Annotated in this window: 18 protein-coding genes; 8 read left to right on the top strand and 10 right to left on the bottom strand. The window is 71.2% G+C overall.

The genetic code is table 11. The annotated features are described in order from the left end of the window. Positions 1-156 precede the first annotated feature (156 nt). From AB0H87_RS22555 to AB0H87_RS22570, 4 genes are all read left to right on the top strand, one after another. Positions 157-1275, top strand: coding sequence for a VWA domain-containing protein (locus AB0H87_RS22555; RefSeq protein WP_360148791.1), 1119 nt, complete (start codon positions 157-159; stop codon positions 1273-1275). Positions 1276-1462: 187 nt separating this feature from the next. Then, positions 1463-2065, top strand: a complete 603-nt coding sequence (locus AB0H87_RS22560; RefSeq protein WP_360148794.1) for a (2Fe-2S)-binding protein — start codon at positions 1463-1465, stop codon at positions 2063-2065. 10 nt (positions 2066-2075) lie between these two features. Next, positions 2076-4436, top strand: a complete 2361-nt coding sequence (locus tag AB0H87_RS22565; RefSeq protein WP_360148797.1) for a xanthine dehydrogenase family protein molybdopterin-binding subunit — start codon at positions 2076-2078, stop codon at positions 4434-4436. Then, complete coding sequence (locus AB0H87_RS22570; RefSeq protein ID WP_360148800.1) at positions 4433-5278, top strand: xanthine dehydrogenase family protein subunit M; 846 nt, start codon at positions 4433-4435, stop codon at positions 5276-5278. Before AB0H87_RS22565 ends, AB0H87_RS22570 begins: the two co-directional genes overlap by 4 nt. Before the next feature lie 60 nt (positions 5279-5338). Here AB0H87_RS22570 and AB0H87_RS22575 read toward each other — a convergent pair whose 3' ends face one another. Genes AB0H87_RS22575 through AB0H87_RS22585 form a run of 3 tightly spaced genes read right to left on the bottom strand, consistent with a single transcriptional unit; the run spans position 5339 to position 7081 of the window. Further along, the gene (locus AB0H87_RS22575) at positions 5339-5752 is read right to left on the bottom strand and encodes a VOC family protein (RefSeq protein ID WP_360148803.1); all 414 of its coding nucleotides are present in this window, start codon (positions 5750-5752) and stop codon (positions 5339-5341) included. A gap of 10 nt (positions 5753-5762) precedes the next feature. Beyond that, entirely contained in the window at positions 5763-6146 is a 384-nt protein-coding gene (locus AB0H87_RS22580; protein WP_360148839.1) for a helix-turn-helix transcriptional regulator, read from the bottom strand. Positions 6147-6178: 32 nt separating this feature from the next. Continuing rightward, positions 6179-7081: a hydroxymethylglutaryl-CoA lyase gene (locus AB0H87_RS22585; RefSeq protein WP_360148842.1), complete on the bottom strand. Its 903-nt coding sequence runs from the start codon at positions 7079-7081 to the stop codon at positions 6179-6181. A gap of 164 nt (positions 7082-7245) precedes the next feature. Here AB0H87_RS22585 and AB0H87_RS22590 point away from each other — a divergent pair, with 164 nt between their 5' ends. Beyond that, positions 7246-7530: an adhesin gene (locus tag AB0H87_RS22590; protein WP_360148806.1), complete on the top strand. Its 285-nt coding sequence runs from the start codon at positions 7246-7248 to the stop codon at positions 7528-7530. Here AB0H87_RS22590 and AB0H87_RS22595 read toward each other — a convergent pair. Continuing rightward, on the bottom strand, positions 7527-8312 hold the full coding sequence (locus AB0H87_RS22595) for a pentapeptide repeat-containing protein (protein WP_360148809.1): 786 nt from the start codon (positions 8310-8312) through the stop codon (positions 7527-7529). The genes AB0H87_RS22590 and AB0H87_RS22595 overlap by 4 nt on opposite strands. Before the next feature lie 5 nt (positions 8313-8317). Further along, the gene (locus AB0H87_RS22600) at positions 8318-8668 is read right to left on the bottom strand and encodes a helix-turn-helix domain-containing protein (RefSeq protein WP_360148812.1); all 351 of its coding nucleotides are present in this window, start codon (positions 8666-8668) and stop codon (positions 8318-8320) included. Between the two features lie 78 nt (positions 8669-8746). Here AB0H87_RS22600 and AB0H87_RS22605 point away from each other — a divergent pair, with 78 nt between their 5' ends. Beyond that, a complete protein-coding gene (locus AB0H87_RS22605; RefSeq protein ID WP_360148815.1) occupies positions 8747-9289 on the top strand; it encodes a helix-turn-helix domain-containing protein in 543 nt (180 codons plus the stop codon). On the opposite strand, the gene AB0H87_RS22610 is transcribed toward AB0H87_RS22605, so the two are convergent. Next, positions 9286-9900: a DedA family protein gene (locus AB0H87_RS22610; RefSeq protein ID WP_360148818.1), complete on the bottom strand. Its 615-nt coding sequence runs from the start codon at positions 9898-9900 to the stop codon at positions 9286-9288. The genes AB0H87_RS22605 and AB0H87_RS22610 overlap by 4 nt on opposite strands. A 92-nt stretch (positions 9901-9992) precedes the next feature. On the opposite strand from AB0H87_RS22610, the gene AB0H87_RS22615 reads away from it, so the two are divergent. Next, positions 9993-10340, top strand: coding sequence for a UBP-type zinc finger domain-containing protein (locus tag AB0H87_RS22615; protein ID WP_360148821.1), 348 nt, complete (start codon positions 9993-9995; stop codon positions 10338-10340). On the opposite strand, the gene AB0H87_RS22620 is transcribed toward AB0H87_RS22615, so the two are convergent. The 4 genes from AB0H87_RS22620 to AB0H87_RS22635 form a co-directional block, all read right to left on the bottom strand. Then, a complete protein-coding gene (locus AB0H87_RS22620; RefSeq protein WP_360148824.1) occupies positions 10337-12208 on the bottom strand; it encodes a transketolase in 1872 nt (623 codons plus the stop codon). The genes AB0H87_RS22615 and AB0H87_RS22620 overlap by 4 nt on opposite strands. A 69-nt stretch (positions 12209-12277) precedes the next feature. Next, complete coding sequence (locus tag AB0H87_RS22625; RefSeq protein WP_360148827.1) at positions 12278-13180, bottom strand: carbohydrate ABC transporter permease; 903 nt, start codon at positions 13178-13180, stop codon at positions 12278-12280. Position 13181: 1 nt separating this feature from the next. Then, positions 13182-14108 carry a sugar ABC transporter permease gene (locus AB0H87_RS22630; RefSeq protein ID WP_360148830.1) on the bottom strand — a complete coding sequence of 309 codons (927 nt, stop codon included), beginning with the start codon at positions 14106-14108 and terminating at the stop codon, positions 13182-13184. Continuing rightward, a complete protein-coding gene (locus tag AB0H87_RS22635) occupies positions 14105-15442 on the bottom strand; it encodes an extracellular solute-binding protein (protein ID WP_360148833.1) in 1338 nt (445 codons plus the stop codon). Before AB0H87_RS22635 ends, AB0H87_RS22630 begins: the two co-directional genes overlap by 4 nt. A gap of 355 nt (positions 15443-15797) precedes the next feature. Between AB0H87_RS22635 and AB0H87_RS22640 the strand changes: the two genes are divergently transcribed. Continuing rightward, positions 15798-17495 (top strand): glycoside hydrolase family 3 N-terminal domain-containing protein (locus AB0H87_RS22640; RefSeq protein WP_360148836.1); only part of this gene is annotated, 1698 nt, incomplete at its 3' end.

Consider the following 17495-nt stretch of genomic DNA (forward strand, 5'->3'; position numbering starts at 1 on the left):
TAGGTGCAGAACAGGGCCCCGAGCCCGCACTGCTCGCCGTGCGAGGCCAGGTCCGGGTACAGCGCGTCCAGGGCGTGCGAGATCTCGTGGCAGCCACCGCGAGGACGTCGCGCGGGTGCAGGCCACCGGCATCGACAACCTGGTCGCCGCGCGGCCATGACCGGTGGGCCGCTCGACCTCACGGCGCTGCTCGTCGGGTTCGCGCGGACGCTGCGGCACGCCGGGGTCGACGCCGGGCCCGACCGGGTGCAGACGATGGTCCGTGCGGTCGACGCGCTCGGCGACGTCAGCGAGCAGAGCTTGTATTGGGCCGGCCGGCAGACTCTCTGCGGGGAACTGGACGACCTGGCGATCTACGACGCCGCGTTCGCCGCGTACTTCGGTGGCCGGCGGCCCGGCCGGGGCACCCCGCTCAACCCCGCGGCGACCCTGCCCAGCGTCGCGGCGCCGTACACCGCCGGCCCGCCCGCCGAAGGCACCGAGACCGACGAGGAGCCGCAGGTCCTCGGGCTGTCGGCGAGCACCGTCGAGATCCTCCGCCGGCGCGACTTCGCCCTGCTCACCTCGCGGGAGCGCGACGAGATGCGGCGCCTGCTCGCCCTGCTCGGCCCGGAACCCGCTCCACGCCGCAGCCGCCGGCGCCGGTCGGCGAAAGGCGGCGAGGTCGACGCGACCCGCACGGTGCGCGGGGCGCTGCGGCACGCCGGCGAGCCGACCCGGCTGGCCCGCCGCCGCCGCACCGACCGCCCGCGCCGGCTGGTGCTGCTGGTCGACGTATCCGGCTCGATGAGCCCGTACGCCGACGCCCTGCTGCGTTTTTCGCACGCCGCCGTTCGCCGCCGCCCGACCCGCACCGAGGTCTTCACGCTGGGCACCCGACTGACCCGGATCACCCGCGCCCTGCGCCATCGCGACGCCGACGCCGCACTGCACGCCGCCTCCGTCGCCATCCCGGACTGGCACGGCGGCACCCGGCTGGCGGACGCGGTCAAGGCTTTCCTCGACCGCTGGGGCCAGCGCGGCACGGCCCGCGGCGCGATCGTGGTCGTGTTCAGCGACGGCTGGGAGCGCGGCGACCCCGCCGCCCTGGCCGCGCAGACGCACCGCCTGGCCCGCCTCGCGTACCGGCTGATCTGGGTCAACCCGCACCGTGGCAAGGCCGGCTTCGCGCCCCTGGCCGGCGGGATGGCCGCCGCCCTTCCCCACCTCGACGAGTTCGTGGCCGGTCACACGATCGAGGCGCTGGACGAACTCGTCCGGACCATTGCGAAATAAGAACACTCGCCTCTTGCGGTGCCGGTCGCGAAGGGATTGGCTGAGGGCTACGCGCGAATGACCTTGGCCGCCCGCTGACCGCGGTGGAAAGGAAGAGAAGCGCAGCCCGGGCCGGACGCGCTCATCCCCGCAGTTGAGCATGCGCGCCGGCCCCCACCGGCCGCAGTGGAGCAAGCCGGGAGGCTTGATGACCCGGGTATCGATGAAGGTCGACGGCGTCGAATATGAGGACGAGGTCGAACCCCGCACCCTGCTCGTCCATCATTTGCGTGAGCACCTCGGCAAGGTCGGCACCGTGGTTGGTTGCGACACCAGCAACTGCGGCGCGTGCACCGTGCTGATGAGCGATCCCGAGGGGCGCCAGCAGGGTGTCAAGAGCTGTTCGGTGCTGGCCGTCCAGGCCGACGGCCGCGAGATCACCACGATCGAGGGCCTGTCCGGCCCCGACCGCACGCTGCACCCGGTGCAGCGGGCGTTCCACCAGGCGCACGGCCTGCAGTGCGGTTTCTGCACGCCCGGCATGATCATGGCCGCCGTCGACCTGCTGGCGGAGAACCCCGACCCGAGCGAGGCGGAGATCCGCGAAGGGTTGGAGGGCAACCTCTGCCGGTGCACCGGCTACCAGAACATCGTGCGCGCGGTACGCGAAGCGAGCGCGGAGATCCGCGGCAGCGGCGGCGGCGCCGAGCCCGCCCCGCCGTCGCAGCGGGCCGGTGAGGCACAGACGCCGGACTCGGGCCTCCCGCGCGAGGACGTGCCGGACGAGACCATCCCGCAGCCGGTGCCGTGAAGGAGAACCGATGACGACTACTGAAGTCGGCAGCGCGCGGCGCCGCAAGGAGGACGCCCGCCTGATCACCGGCCGCACCACGTGGACCGAGAACGTCACCCTGCCCGGCATGCTGCACCTGGCGATCCTGCGCAGCCCGATGGCGCACGCCCGGATCACCAGCATCGACGTGTCACCGGCGCTGGAGACCAAGGGCGTGGTCGCCGCCTTCTCCGGCCGCGACGTGGCCGACGTGCAGGGCGCGTTGCCCTGTGCCTGGCCCGTCACCGAGGACATGGTGCACCCCGACCGGCCGCCGATCGCGGTCGACGAGGTCAAGTTCATGGGCGAGGCGGTCGCCGTGGTCGCGGCCCGGTCCCGCGCGGCCGCGCTCGACGCCGTCGCCGCGATCGACGTCGACTACGAGCCGCTGCCGGCCGTGCTCGACATGGAGGCCGCCCTGGCCGACGGCGCCGACCTGGTGCACGCCGACAAGGGCACCAACCGGGGCTACACGTGGGTGTTCGACTCGGGCGAGGCCGGCACCGGCGGCGACGCCGGTGCCGCGATCGACGACGCCGAGGTGGTCATCCGCCGGCGTTACGTGCAGCAGCGGCTGATCCCGGCGTTCATGGAGCCGCGCAGCGTGGTCGTCGACCCGACGGGCGACGTCTACTCGATCTGGTCGGCCACCCAGATCCCGCACATCCTGCGCTTCCTGATCGCCGCGGTCACCGGCACGCCGGAGCACAAGGTCCGCGTGATCGCGCCCGACGTCGGAGGCGGCTTCGGCGGCAAGCTGCAGGTGACGCCGGAGGAGCTGATCGCCTTCGTGGCGGCGAAGCGGCTGGGCCGCCCGGTGAAATACACGGAGTCCCGCTCGGAGAGCCTGGTCTCGGCTCACCACGGCCGCGACGTGATCCAGGACCTCGAGCTCGCCGCGCGCCGCGACGGCACGGTCACGGGCCTGCGGGTCAAGCTGATGGCCAACATGGGCGCCTACATGGGCCTGGTCGGGCCGGGCGTGCCGATCCTCGGCGCGTTCATGTACAACGCGATCTACAAGTTCCCCGCCTACCGCTTCGAATGCTCCGGCGTCTTCACCAACACCACGATCACCGACGCCTACCGCGGTGCCGGGCGGCCGGAGGCCACGTACGCGATCGAGCGGCTGATGGACGAGCTGGCCGTCGAGCTCGGGCTCGACCCGATGGAGGTACGCCGGCGCAACTGGATCAAGGCCGAGGAGTTCCCGTTCACCACGGTCTGCGGCCTCCAGTACGACTCCGGCGACTACGACAAGGCGACCGACCGGGCGATGGAGCTGCTGGGCTACGCCGACCTGCGCAAGGAGCAGCAGGCCCGGCGCGAGTCCGGCGACAGCGTGCAGCTCGGCATCGGCATCTCGACCTACACCGAGATGTGCGGCCTGGCACCGTCCCGGGTGCTCGGCTCGCTGCGCTACGGCGCCGGCGGTTGGGAGACGGCGAGCGTACGCATGCTGCCCACCGGCAAGGTCGAGGTGGTCACCGGCACGTCACCGCACGGCCAGGGGCACGAGACGGCCTGGAGCCAGATCGTGGCCGACCAGCTCGGCGTGCCGTTCGACGACGTCGAGGTGCTGCACGGCGACACCCGCACCTCCTACAAGGGGCTCGACACCTACGGCTCGCGCTCGCTCGCGGTCGGCGGCATCGCGCTCTACAACGCCTGCCAGAAGGTCCTCGACAAGGCCAAGCCGATCGCCGCGCACATGCTCGAGTGCGACCCGGCCGACCTGGAGTTCACCGGCGGGCAGTTCCGGGTGCGCGGCAACCCCGACGGCGGCAAGAGCCTCGCGGACTGTGCGCTGGCCGTGTTCGCGGCGCACGACCTGCCCGACGGGATCGAGCCGACGCTCGACGCCGACGCGGTCTACGACCCGGTCAACTTCTCGTTCCCGCACGGCACCCACCTGTGCGCGACGGAGGTCGACACGGAGACGGGCCGCGTGACGATCCGGAAGTACGTGGCCGTCGACGACGTCGGTCGGGTGATCAACCCGCTGATCGTCGAGGGTCAGGTGCACGGCGGCATCGCACAGGGCATCGCGCAGGCCCTCTTCGAGGAGGCCGTGTACGACGCCGACGGCAACCTGATGACGGGCACGCTGGTCGACTACACGCTGCCGACGGCGGCCGACCTGCCGTCGTTCGTCACCGACCGCACGGAGAGCCCGGCGCCCGACCATCCACTGGGCACGAAGGGTGTCGGCGAGGCGGGCACGATCGCCTCGACGCCGGCGGTCGTCAACGCCATCGTCGACGCGCTGCGCCCGATGGGCGTCAACGACATCGCGATGCCGTGCACGCCGGAGCGGGTCTGGCGGGCCGTCCAGGGAGGTGCGGCATGATCCCACCGTCGTTCGACTACGCCGCGCCGACCACGGTGGACGAGGCCGTCTCGACGCTGCGCGACGCCGGCGAGGACGCCAAGGTCATCGCCGGCGGGCAGAGCCTGCTGCCGCTGCTGCGGATGCGGTTCGCCGCGCCGAGCACGCTGGTCGACCTCGGCGGCGTCGACGAGCTGCGGCACGTCCGCGAGGACGGCGACGCGATCGTCATCGGCGCGATGGTCACTCACGCCCGCGTCCTGCGCGACCCGTTGGTCAAGGAGCACCTGCCGCTGCTGGCGCAGGCCACCTCGACGGTGGCCGACCGGCAGATCCGGCACCGGGGCACGTTCGCCGGCTCGCTGGCGCACGCGGACCCGGCGGGCGACCTGCCCGCGGTGGCGCTGGTGCTGGGCGCCGAGATGGAGATCGTGGGCCCGAACGGCCGGCGCGTGGTGCCGGCGGGCGAGTTCTTCGTCGACTACCTGGAGAGCGTGGTCGCGCCCGACGAGGTGCTGGTCTCGGTCCGGGTGCCGAAGCAGGGGTCCTGGGTCGGCCGCTACGAGAAGTTCAACCGCGTCGCGCAGGGCTGGGCCCTGGTCGGCGTGGCCGCCATGGTGCGCCGGGAGAACGGCGCGGTCGCGGAGGCCCGGGTCGGGCTGACCAACATGGGCTCGACCCCGTTGCGGGCGAGCGCGGCCGAGGCGGCGCTGGCCGGCGCCGACAGCCCGGACGCGGTCGGCGCGGCGGCGGCCCGGGCGGCGGCGGACACCCGGCCGAGCGACGACATGCTGGCCAGCGCCGACTACCGGCGCCACCTGGCGGGCGTGCTCACCAAGCGGGCCGTGGCCGGTCTGGTCTAGCCGCTTTGCTCTGCATCCATATACGCACCGATGCGTATATGGATGCAGAGCAAGCGGAGATCAACGGCGCTGGCTGAAGCGGATCATGTTGCCGGACGGGTCGCGGAACGCGCAGTCGCGCACACCGTAGGGCTGGTCGATCGGCTCCTGGAGCACCTCGGCCCCGGAACCGCGGATCTGCTCGAACGTCGCGTCGCAGTCGTCGGTGTCGAAGATCAGCGCGGACAGCGCGCCCTTGGCCATCAGGTCGCGCAAGGCGGGCTGGTCGCCGGGGGCCTTCGCGGCCGCCGGGTCGAGACCGATCTCGATGCCGGGCTGGCCCGCGGCGCCGACCGTGATCCACCGCCACGGCATGCCCCAGTCGGTCATGTCGACGTCGTTGCGCACCTCGAGACCGAGCACGTCACGGTAGAAGGCGAGCGCCTTGTCCTGGTCGTCCACGAGGATGAAGCAGTGCGAGAGCGTCAGGTTCATGCCTTCGACGCTAGGCCCGGGCGACCGCCCGGCGCTTCTCCGAAACTGCTCTTGTCGGCCGGGTCAGCCGTTGGGCGACGCACGCCGGCACCGCGGCGAGCCGCGCGTGGTCCCGTGCCCGGTATGCGGACGGCGGCTCGCCCACCAGCTCCGTGAACCGCGCGCTGAACGAGCCCAGCGAGGTCGCCCCGACCGCGAGGCAGACCTCGGTGACCGAGAGGTCGCCGCGGCGCAGGAGTGCCTGGGCCCGTTCGATCCGCCGCGTCATCAGGTACTGGTACGGGGTCTCACCGAACGCGGCCCGGAACCCCCGGGCGAAGTGCGACGGGGACATCAGCGCCGCGCGGGCCAGCGCGGGCACGTCCAGCGGGCGCGCGTACTCCCGGTCGATCATGTCCTTGGCCCGGCGCAGCCGCACGAGGTCGTTCACGACACCAGTCTGGTACGCGGCCCCGCGCGCAACACACCCGAGGGCAGTTCCCGCCCGACGACCCGCTGGGCCAGCGCCGCCGCCTCGACCAGCGCGTCGAGGTCGATGCCGGTGTCGATGCCCATGTCCTCGAGCATGTGCACCACCTCCTCGGTGGCCACGTTGCCCGTCGCGCCCGGCGCGTAGGGGCAGCCACCAAGCCCGCCGACGCTCGCGTCGAACTCCGTGATGCCCAGGTCGAGCGCGGTCAGGATGTTGGCCAGCGCCGTGCCCCGCGTGTTGTGGAAGTGCAGCAGCACCGGGATGTCCGGCTGGCGCTCACGGACCAGGGTGACCACGTCGGCGACCCGGCGCGGAGTGGCCATGCCGGTGGTGTCCCCGAACGCGATCCGGTCGGCGCCGTCGGCCACCACCCGGTCGACGATGTCGGCGACCCGCTTGGGGTCGATGTCGCCCTCGAACGGGCAGCCGAAGCTGGTCGCGATGATCACTTCAGCGCTGGCGCCCGCACCGTGCAGCTCGTCGATCAGCGCGGCGATGTCGTCCAGCGACTCGGCGGTGGAGCGGTTGACGTTGCGCTTGTTGTGCGTGTCACTCGCCGAAACCACGACCTCGACCTCGGTGAAGCCGGCGGCCAGGGCGCGCTGGGCGCCGCGCGAGTTGGGCACGAGGGCCGAGTAGCGCACCGCCGGCGACCTACGCACCTGCGACCACACCGCGTCGGCGTCCGCCATCTGAGGTATCGCTTTCGGGTGAACGAACGACACCGCCTCGATCCGGCCCACGCCCGTGCCCGACAGCGCGTCCAGAAGCTCGATCTTGGCCGCGGTGGGCACCGGATCCTCGTTCTGGAGCCCATCGCGGGGTGCGACCTCGCGGAGCGATACAGAGTCGGGCATCGGGTTCATGAACTCATGTTAAGTCGCGTTCGGGTTGCGGGATCCGGCGCCGCAGGGTTACGTGGGTCTTGGACGGCCGCAGAACCGCTCGCCGTTTGGGAACGGCTTCCCTTATCAGTTGCGGTCTCAACCAACTCCCCTGCCGCAAAACTGGAGGGTTCACCATGCTCGCAGTGACCGACAACGCCGTCGCGGTGATCCGCGACCTCACCGGCCAGCAGAACCTGCCGGACGGTGCCGGCGTACGCATCGCGTCCGACCCGACTCAGGGCGCGCTCACCATGAGCCTCGCCACCTCGCCACAGGAGGGCGACCAGGTCGTCGACCAGGCCGGCGCCCGGCTCTTCCTCGACGGCGAAGCCGCCCGGGTGCTCGACGACAAGTCGCTGGACGCGGCCGTCGACGCCAACGGCGCGGTCCAGTTCGAGGTGGGCGAGCAGCCCAGCTAGCCCCAGTGGTCGGGGCGGCGCAGGCCGTTCGGCAGCGCCGTCCCGTCGTCGCCGCGGGCCGAGTCGACCTGCGGTTGGGTGAGGAACAGCGCGGTGCGCAGGCGGGCACCGCGCAGGTCGGCGTCGCGCAGGTCCGCGCCGATCAGGTCCGTCCAGCTCAGGTCGGCGCCGCGCAGGTCGGCGCCGATCAGGTACGCGCCGCGCAGGTTGGCCGCCCGCAGGTCCGTGCGGCGCAGGTCCTTGCCGACCAGGTCGGCACCGCGGCGTTCCCGGCGCGGTCCGGTCGCGATGCCGCGCACGGTGGCGCTGGCCCGCACCAGCAGGTCGTTGACGGCCGCCCAGTGCGGCGCGACGTCGAGTTTGGTCAGCTCCGCCGCGCTGCCCTCGGTCAGTGCCGCGGTCTGGGCGCGGGCCGTCTCCAGCGCAGCCAGCTGCGCGCGCGGCAGCTTCAGGTCCAGCGCCGCCGTCAGATACCAGAGCAGCTCGTGCAGTTCCCGCATGACCGGGAAGGCGGCCAGCATCGCCGGGTCGTCCCGCCAGTCGACACCGCCGCCGAAGGTGCCCTGGGTCAGGTGCTGGCCCGCGCCGAAGCAGTCGTAGACCGTGCAGCCCCGGAACCCCGAGGTGCGCAGCTTGTGGTGGATGCCGCAGCGGAAGTCCCCGCCGAGGTTCGGGCAGGGCTGCCGGGCGGGCTTGTCGATGGCGAAGTCGACCGACTTGGCGAACGCCGGCACGACGCAGCACAGGCCCACGCACCGGCTGCAGTCCGCGGACAGCTCCACAGGGCTCAACCCAACGCCACCCGTCGGTCGTACGCGGCGCGCGCGGCCGAGATCTCCGCCCGATGGCGCTCGGCCCACGTGGTCAGCGTCACCAGCGCGTCGTAGATCTCCCGGGCCAGGTCGGTCGCGACGTACTCGACCTTGGGCGGGACGGTCGGATGGACGGTGCGCGTCAGCAGGCCGTCGCGCTCGAGGTTGCGCAGCGTGAGGGCCAGCATCCGCCGGCTGATCCCGTCGATCGACCGCTCCAGCTCGGTGAACCGCACCGGACCCTGCGCCGCGGCCACGATGATCGCGATGCTCCACTTGCCGCCGACCCGGTCGAGCACCTCGCGGGCGGTGCACTCCTCGGTCATGCCCCCATCGTCACAGAGGTCGGGCGTCGGTTACAAGTCGTACACCAAGCACGTCTTGCACACTTGTACAATCACTGGATGGGAAACCGGGAGAGCCTGATCGCGGGCGCCAAGCAATGCCTGCGCGACGTCGGCTACACCCGCACGACGGCCCGCGACATCGCCACCGCGGCCGGGGTCAGCCTCGCCGCGATCGGCTACCACTTCGGCTCTACCCGCGAGCTGCTCAACCAGGCGCTGATGGAGGCGCTCGCGGAGTGGGGCGCGGAGCTGGCCACCGCGCTGCAGGCCACCGACGGGTCCACCGAGGCGGTCTGGACGGCGGTGATCGAGTCGGTACGCACCCAGCGTCCGCTCTGGACCACGCAGTTCGAGCTGGCCGGGCAGGTCGACCGGCTGCCGGAGATCCACGACTTCCTGGTCGCCGGCCAGCGCACGGGCCGCACGGAGTTGGCCGGGCTGTTCGGCGCCGCCGAGGGTGAAGAGGGCCGGCTGATCGGCGGCCTGGCCCAGGCGCTGCTCGCGGGCCTGGCCATCCAGTGGCTGATCGACCCCGACGGGGCGCTCACCGCCACGGACCTGACCGCCGCCCTCAAGCTCGCGGCGCGCGACCGGCCCTAGTGACTCCGGCGTTCGCGGACCCGGCGATAGATGGCCCAGGCCAGCAGCGCCGCCACCACGACCGCGCCGATCGCGATCGCGGCCCACTTGCCGACCGCGTCCTCGATCATCTGGTACGAGTGGCCCGCGAGATAGCCGAGCAGCACCGAGCCCGCGCCCCAGACCACCCCGCCGAGCGCGTTCCAGGCCAGGAACCGGCGGTAGTGCATGTGCGAGGCGCCGGCCAGGAACGGCACGAACGCGCGCAGGAACGCGATGAACCGGCCCAGGAAGACGGCCGGCCCGCCCCGCCTAGCGAGGAACGACCGGGCCGACTCCACCTGTCTCTCACGTTTCTGCAGCACCTTCACGCGCAGCAGCTTGTAGCCCCACCGTGAGCCGATCTCGTAGCCGACCGTGTCGCCGATGATCGCGGCCGCGACCACGATCACACTCATCCAGACGACGCTGACGTGGCCGAGGCTCGCCGCGACGCCGCCGAGGATCGCGGCTGTCTCACCGGGCAGGATGAAGCCGAAGAAGAGCGCGTCCTCGGCGAACACCACCAGGCCGACGATCACGTAGACGAGGATCGCCCGCTGGTCGAGGAGGCTGTTGAGCAGATCGCTCACCCGGCGATCTTACGCGGAGTGATCCAATCGTCACGTGAGACCGGACCCGACCCGGGGTAGGTGTCAGGCCGCAGGACACATGAGGAGGAACCGTGACCGAACCACTGGTGCGACCCGAGGTGCCGCCGTCCGGCCCCGGATGCGCGGAATGCACGGAGAGCGGCGGCTGGTGGCTGCACCTGCGGCGCTGTGCCACGTGCGGGCACATCGGCTGCTGTGACAACTCGCCCTCGCAGCACGCCACGAAGCACGCGAACGGCAGCGACCACAAGATCATCCGGTCGTACGAGCCCGGCGAGGACTGGTACTACGACTACACGACCGGAGACTTCCTGGAGGGCCCGCCGCTGGCGGAGCCGCAGAGCCATCCGGTCGACCAGTCCGTGCCCGGACCGGCCGACCGGGTGCCCCACGACTGGCAGCTCCGGTTGAACGCCTAGCTGGTCAACGCGCGGGCGGCGCCGGCGATGTGGTCGGCGTCGATGCCCTCGGCGGCCAGTTGCTCGGCCGTCGACCCGGAGCCCGGCAGGTCACGCACCGCGAGGTGGGTGAAGCGCAGCGTCGGCGCGCCCGCGGCCAGCAGCGCGTCCGCGACCGCCGAGCCGAGCCCGCCCTCCGGGTGGTGGTCCTCGACGACGACGATCCGCCCGTCGGTGGCCGCCACGGCGTCGTGCAGCGTCGCGGTGTCGATCGGCTTGACCGAGTACAGGTCGATCACCCGTGCCCGGATGCCGTCGGCGGCGAGCTGGTCCGCCGCCGCCAGGCACTGGTGCACGGTCACGCCGGCGCCGACCAGCGTCACGGCGTCGTCCGGGCCCGACCGCAGCACCTTGGACCCGCCGACCGGGAAGTCCTCACCCTGGTCGTAGAGCACCGGGTACGCGCCGCGTGTCGTGCGCATGTAGCTCACGCCGTCCAGCTCGACCATGGCCCGCACGAGTGCGGCCGCGCTGACCGCGTCGCTCGGGTAGAGCACCGTGGAGCCCTGCACCGCCCGCATCATCGCGAGGTCCTCGAGCGCCATCTGCGACGGGCCGTCGGCGCCGATCTCGACGCCGGCGTGCGAGCCGACCAGCCGGATGTCCGCGCGCGAGATCGACGCCATCCGGATGAAGTCGTACGCCCGGGACAGGAACGCGGCGAAGGTCGAGGCGAACGGCACGTAGCGCCGCACGGATAGCCCGACCGCGGCCGCCACCATCTGCTGCTCGGCGATGTACATCTCGAAGAACCGGTCGCCGAACGCCTTCGCGAACTCCTCCGAGTACGTGGAGTTGCCGACCTCGCCGTCGAGCGCCACGATCCGCGGGTGCCCGCCACCGAGCGCGGTCAGGGCATCGCCGTACGCCCGCCGCGTGGCGACCTTCTCCCCGATCTCCCACCGGGGCAGTTCGGGCAGCTCGCGCGGCGCTGGCCGGCTCGCGGGCTGCTCGTCCGGCGGCCGCGGCCCGCGCACCACCAGGTCGCTCTCGCCGCCCAGCTCCCGGATCGCCCGCTCGGCCATGTCCGCCTTGAACGGCTTGCCGTGCCAGCCCTCCAGGTTCTCCACCTCGCTGAAGCCGCGGCCCTTGAGCGTGCGGGCGAGGATCACCGTCGGGCGGTCGTCGGTGCGGTCGGTGGCCGACTTGTACGCCTCGTCGATCGCGTCCACGTCGTGCCCGTCGACGATCAGCACACGGGCGCCGAAGGACTCGGCCCGTCGGGCGTACGCGTCGAGGTCCCATTGCAGCTCGGTCGGGCCGCTCTGGCCGAGCCGGTTGACGTCGACGATCGCCACGAGGTTCGAGAGCCGGTAGTAGGCGGCCTTGTCCAGCGCCTCCCACATCGAGCCCTCGGCCATCTCGCTGTCGCCGCAGAGCACCCAGACGCGGTACGGCACCTCGTCCAGGTAGCGCCCGGCCAGCGCGATGCCGACACCGTCCGGCAGGCCCTGGCCGAGCGAGCCCGTGGCCACGTCGACCCAGGGCAGCACCGGCGTCGGGTGGCCCTCCAGCCGCTGCCCGAACCGCCGGTAGCCGGTCATCAGCTCCGTGTCGGAGACCACGCCGGCCGCCTTGAACACGGAGTACAGCAGCGGCGAGGCGTGGCCCTTGGAGAAGATGAGGTGGTCGTTGGCGTCGTTCTTCGGGTTGTCCCAGTCGTAGCGCAGGTGCCGGGTGACCAGCACCGCGAGCAGGTCGGCGGCCGACATGCTCGAGGTGGGGTGGCCCGATCCGGCGCTCGTGCTGGCCCGCACGGAGTCGACCCGGAGCTGCCGGGCCACCTCACGGGCGGTGGACAGGTCGGCGATGGTCGCTGTGCTGGTCACGATGTCCCCTTCGCGGCGTGGATTATCCCTTTCTGGCCGCTTACCCCGCGCGGGGACGTTGAACCTCGGTTACTTGCTGAACCCGGCAGTGAGGCCGCTGAGCAGCTGGCGCCGGCCGAGCGCGTAGAGCACCAGGATCGGCAGGGTGGTCAGCACCACGGACGCGAGCACCGCGGGCACGTTGATGCTGTACTGACCCTGGAAGGTCCAGAGCGCCAGCGGCAATGTGCGCTGCGTCGGGCTCTGGGTCAGGATCAGCGGCAGCAGGAAGCCGTTCCAGATGGACAGTCCGTTGTAGATGGTCACGGTGACCAGCGCCGGCCGCACCAGCGGGAAGGCCAGGTGCCAGAGCGTGCCCCATTCGGTGGCGCCGTCCATCCGCATCGACTCGAACAGCTCGCGCGGCACGTCACGGATGAAGTTGGAGAGCACCAGCACGGACAGCGGAATGGCGAAGGCGATCGACGGCAGGATGATCGCCAGCAGGGTGTCGTACATCTTGAGCCGGATGATGATCAGGTAGACCGGGATGATCACCGCCTGCAGCGGGATCGCCAGGCCCATCAGGAACACCGAGTTGACGGCGCGCAGGAAGCGGCTGCGGTTGCTGGCCCGGACGATGGCGTAGGCGGCCATGAACGAGATCGCCACGGCCGGGATGACCGCGCCCACGGTCACGATCACGCTGTTGAAGAAGTACCGGACGAAGTCGGCCTCGATGACCATCCGGTAGTTGTCGAGCGTCGGGTCGGTCGGCGGCGCGAACGGGTTGGTGAGGAAGTAGTTGGCCTGGGTCTTGAGGCTGGTGATCAGGATCCAGTAGAGCGGGATCACCACGATCGCCAGCCAGATCAGGCCCGCCACGCCGGCCGGCAGGTTGAACCGCCGGCGGCGGCCACCGAGCACGGGCCGGTGCGGCGCGCGCGGGCCTGTGGTCCGCTCGGGCGCCGTCGTCGTCAGGGTCGTCGCCACGTCACACGCCTTCCATCTGGCTCTCGGTCGCGTCCCGGCCGCCCAGGCGGCGCAGCAGCAGCGCGAGCCCGAGGCCGACCAGCACGAGGATCACCGCGATCACGCTCGCCGGGCCCATCAGGTTGGCCTGGAACCCGCGCTTGTACATGTCGAGCGCGAGCGCGCGGGTGGCGTCGCCCGGCCCGCCCGCGGTGAGCACGAAGATCAGGTCGAAGAACGTCAGCGACCCGACCACCATCAGCGTCGACGACGTGATGACCGTGTACTTGAGCTGCGGCAGCGTGATGCTGAAGAACTGCCGCACCCGGCCGGCCCCGTCGATCTCGGACGCCTCGTACATCGCGGTCGGGATCTGCCGCACGCCGCTCTGGTAGATCAGCGAGTGGAACGGGATGAACTGCCACGAGACCACGAAGACGAGCACGCCGAGGGCGAGGTTGTCGCGGCCGAGCCAGTCCTGTGCCAGCAACGGGATGCCGAGCCCGGCGCCGAGCCCGAAGTTCGGGTCGAGCAGCGACTTGTAGGTGATCGCCAGCGCGGCGGAGCTGAGCAGCAGGGGCACGAAGTAGATCACCGCGAGGATCTCGCGGTAGCGGTTCTGCCTGGCCAGGTAGACGCCGATCAGCAGGCTGAGCGGGGTCTGGAAGGCCCAGGACAGCGCCATGATCAGGAAGGTGATCCAGAGCGCGTGCACCAGCCCCGGGTCCTTCAGCACCGTGCGCCAGCTGTCGAAGCCCGCGGCGTGGATGTCCCCGATGCCGTCCCACTGCGTGAAGCTGAGCACCAGCACGCCGATAAGCGGGATGATCGCGAACGCGATGAACATCAGGAACGCGGGTACGGCCAGCCACGCGACGGACCCGCCCCGCCCGCCCGTGGAGGTCTGTTCCGCCGTCCTCCGCGGGGCGGGCGGAGCGAGAGTTGTCATTGCCCGATCGTCCCGTTCATGTTGGTGGCCCACTGCTGGGGTGAGATCTTGAGCTGGAAGAGCTGCGCGATGTTGTCGAGCAGCTTCTCCGCCGCGGTCGGGCTCAGCGCCTGGTCCCACGACTGCGCGAACGTCTTGGCGTTCGCCGAGGTGTTGTAGACGAACTTCAGGAAGTCGGCGTCCTTGGAGGAACCGAACGCGCCCTCGGTGCCCTTGACGATCGGCACGGCTCCGGCGTCGACCCATTCCTTGACCTCGGCGTCGGCGAGCACCGCTTCCTTGAAGAACTTCTTCGCGGTCTCCTTCTGCTCGGCCGTGGCCTTGGACGAGATCGAGTAGTACTGGCCGGGGTTGCCGACGGTGTCGGAGACGTCGCCCTTGCCGCCGTCGATCGGCGGGAAGTTCATGTAGCCGAGGCTGCCGCTGGACACGAAGTCACCTCCGTCGGCGGCCATACCGCCGTAGGTCCACGTTCCGTGCAGCATCATCGCCGCCTTGCCCGTGTAGAGCAATGCCTGGTCGGCGTTGGAGTCGGCGGTGATCGAGGAGAAGCCCTTGATGAACCCGTTGGCCTTGATCAGGTCCTGGGTCAGGGTCAGCGCCTGCAGCGCCGCCGGGTGCGACCAGGCGTCCTTCTGGCCGTCGAAGACCGCCTGGAAGACCTCGCTGCCGCCGATGCGGTCGAAGAGGAACTCGAGCCACATCATGTTGGTCCAGCGGGACTGGCCACCCAGCGAGAACGGCGCGATGCCCTTCGCGTTGAACTTGGGCACGAGGTCCATGACGTCGCCCCAGGTCTGCGGTGGCTGCGCGCCGATCTTCTCGAAGGCCCGCTTGTTGTAGAACATGACGATCGGCTGGACCGTCTCGGCCGGCATCGCGTATACCTTGCCGTCGATGGTGGCCGCGCCGAACGACGACGGGAACAGCCGGTCCTTGACCGCCGCGTTCTCGCCGAACCACGAGGTCAGGTCCTCGACCTGGCCGGCCTGCACGTAGCTGCGCAGCGTGCCGCCGCCCCAGCCCCAGATGATGGTCGGCGCCTGGCCGGCACCGATCGCAGTCTTGATCTTCGTCTTGTACGCGTCGTTCTGGAACGTCGTGGCAGTGATCTTGCTGTTGGGGTTCGCCTGGTTGAACCGGTTGACGGTGTTGGTGCGGATGCCCTCACCAGGTGCGCCGGTGAGGAACCAGTAACTGGCCGCACCGGCACCGCTCCCGCCACCGGACTCGGTGCCGGGACCGGAGCTGCCGCAGGCGGCGAGCGCGACCCCGGCGCCCACGCCCATGGAGAGACCAAGGAAATTCCGCCGGGACAGGATGCTGCGCTCCACGCTGACCTCCGTACTCGTGAGCCGCGGCGAGCGCGGCAGAAATCGATCGAGGGGCGCGACGTCACCGGCCGTGGGGAGCGCTCCCACAGCCATGCACAAGGGTGCCCGGACAGGGAATTTTCGGCCGGTGATCTCGCAAATTAACGTAGAATTTTCAAGTCAACGTAGGATTCCGCCATCGACGTGTCAAGGGCTTGAAGCCGCCGTTCTGATCGGCGAAAGTAAGGCCAGCGCAAGGCACGTCGCCATGGTCCCGACGCTGACCGCCAGTAGCTGGACGGTCCGCGAAGAGCACGACAAGCTTCGAAAGTTTCGAAGACCGTTCCGTTATCTTGCGCGAAGGAGGCACCACCCCGTGACCACCCCACCCGCGCAGATCGCGATCCAGCCCTGGCACGACACCGGCCGCCCGGTGGCCGACCGGGTCGAGCAGTTGCTCGGCGCGATGACCCTCGAGGAGAAGATCGCCCAGCTGGGCAGCCGGTGGGTGCGCAAGGACCTGCACGAGGAGGACGCCGAGCCCATCTTCGCGACCGACCACAATGTCGCGCCGATGCAGGACGTCTTCTCCGCCGGCGACCTCCCGCTGGAGGAGGCCAGCCGGCACGGCCTCGGCCACCTCACCCGGGTCTACGGCAGCGCGCCGGTCACCGCCACCGCGGGCGCGGCGGAGCTCGTCCGACAGCACCACGTGGTGCTCGACGCGCACCGGCTGCGCATCCCGGCGCTGGTGCACGAGGAGTGCCTCACGGGGTTCACCAGCTACGGCGCGACCGTCTACCCGGCCGCGATCGCCTGGGCCGCGACGTTCTCCCCCGATCTGGTCGAGCGGATGGCCGCCGCGATCGGCCGGGACATGGCCGCGGTCGGCGTGCACCAGGGACTGTCGCCTGTGCTCGACGTCGTCCGCGACTACCGGTGGGGCCGGGTCGAGGAGACGATGGGCGAGGATCCGTACCTGGTCTCGGTGCTCGGTGCCGCCTACGTGCGCGGCCTGCAGAGCGCGGGCGTGATCGCCACCCTCAAGCACTTCGCCGGCTACTCGGCCTCCCGCGGCGCGCGCAACCACGGCCCGGTCTCGATGGGCCGGCGCGAGCTGATCGACGTGATCCTGCCGCCGTTCGAGACCGCGGTCGCGGTCGGCGGCGCCGGGTCGGTGATGAACTCCTACGCCGACGTCGACGGCGTGCCCGCCGGCGCCGACCCGTGGCTGCTCACCGACGTGCTGCGCGCCGACTGGGGCTTCACCGGGACGGTGGTCTCCGACTACTGGGCCGTGCCGTTCCTCGCCTCCATGCACCACATCGCCGGCGACGACGCCGAGGCCGGCGCGCTGGCCATCGCCGCCGGCATCGACGTGGAGCTGCCCGACACGATCGGCTACGGCGCGGCCCTGCTCGCCAAGGTCCGCGCGGGCGAGGTGGCCGAGGAGCTGGTCGACCGCGCCGCCCGCCGACTGCTGACCCAGAAGGTCGAGCTGGGCCTGCTCGATCCATCGTGGACACCCGAGGGATCGGTCGCCGGCGCGGACACGGTCGAGCTCGACTCGGCCGGAAACCGGTCGCTGGCCCGCGAGATCGCGGAACGGTCGATCGTGCTGCTCGACCCGGGCAGCGCGCTGCCGCTGGCCGGTGCCGGTCGCGTCGCGGTCGTCGGGCCGTGCGCCGCCGAGCCGCGCACGTTCATGGGCTGCTACGCGTTCCCCAACCACGTGCTGCCCCGCCACCCGGGGCTAGGCCTCGGCGTCGACGTGCCGACCGCGGTCGACGCGCTGCGAGCCGAGTTGCCCGGTGTGGACATCGCCTACGAGCCGGGCTGTGAGATCCAGGGCGACGACCGGTCGGGCTTCGCGGCCGCGGTCGCGGCGGCCCGCTCCGCGGACGTCTGCGTCGCGTTCGTCGGCGACCTGGCCGGGCTGTTCGCGCACGGCACCTCCGGCGAGGGCTGCGACGCCCCCGACCTGCGGCTGCCGGGCGTGCAGGCCGACCTGCTGGCGGAGCTGCTGGCCGAACTTGACCTGGTCGGTGTTGACGGTCAGCCCGCACGTGTTGTC

The sequence above is a fragment of the Asanoa sp. NPDC050611 genome, assembly GCF_040654855.1.
Taxonomy (GTDB): domain Bacteria; phylum Actinomycetota; class Actinomycetes; order Mycobacteriales; family Micromonosporaceae; genus Asanoa.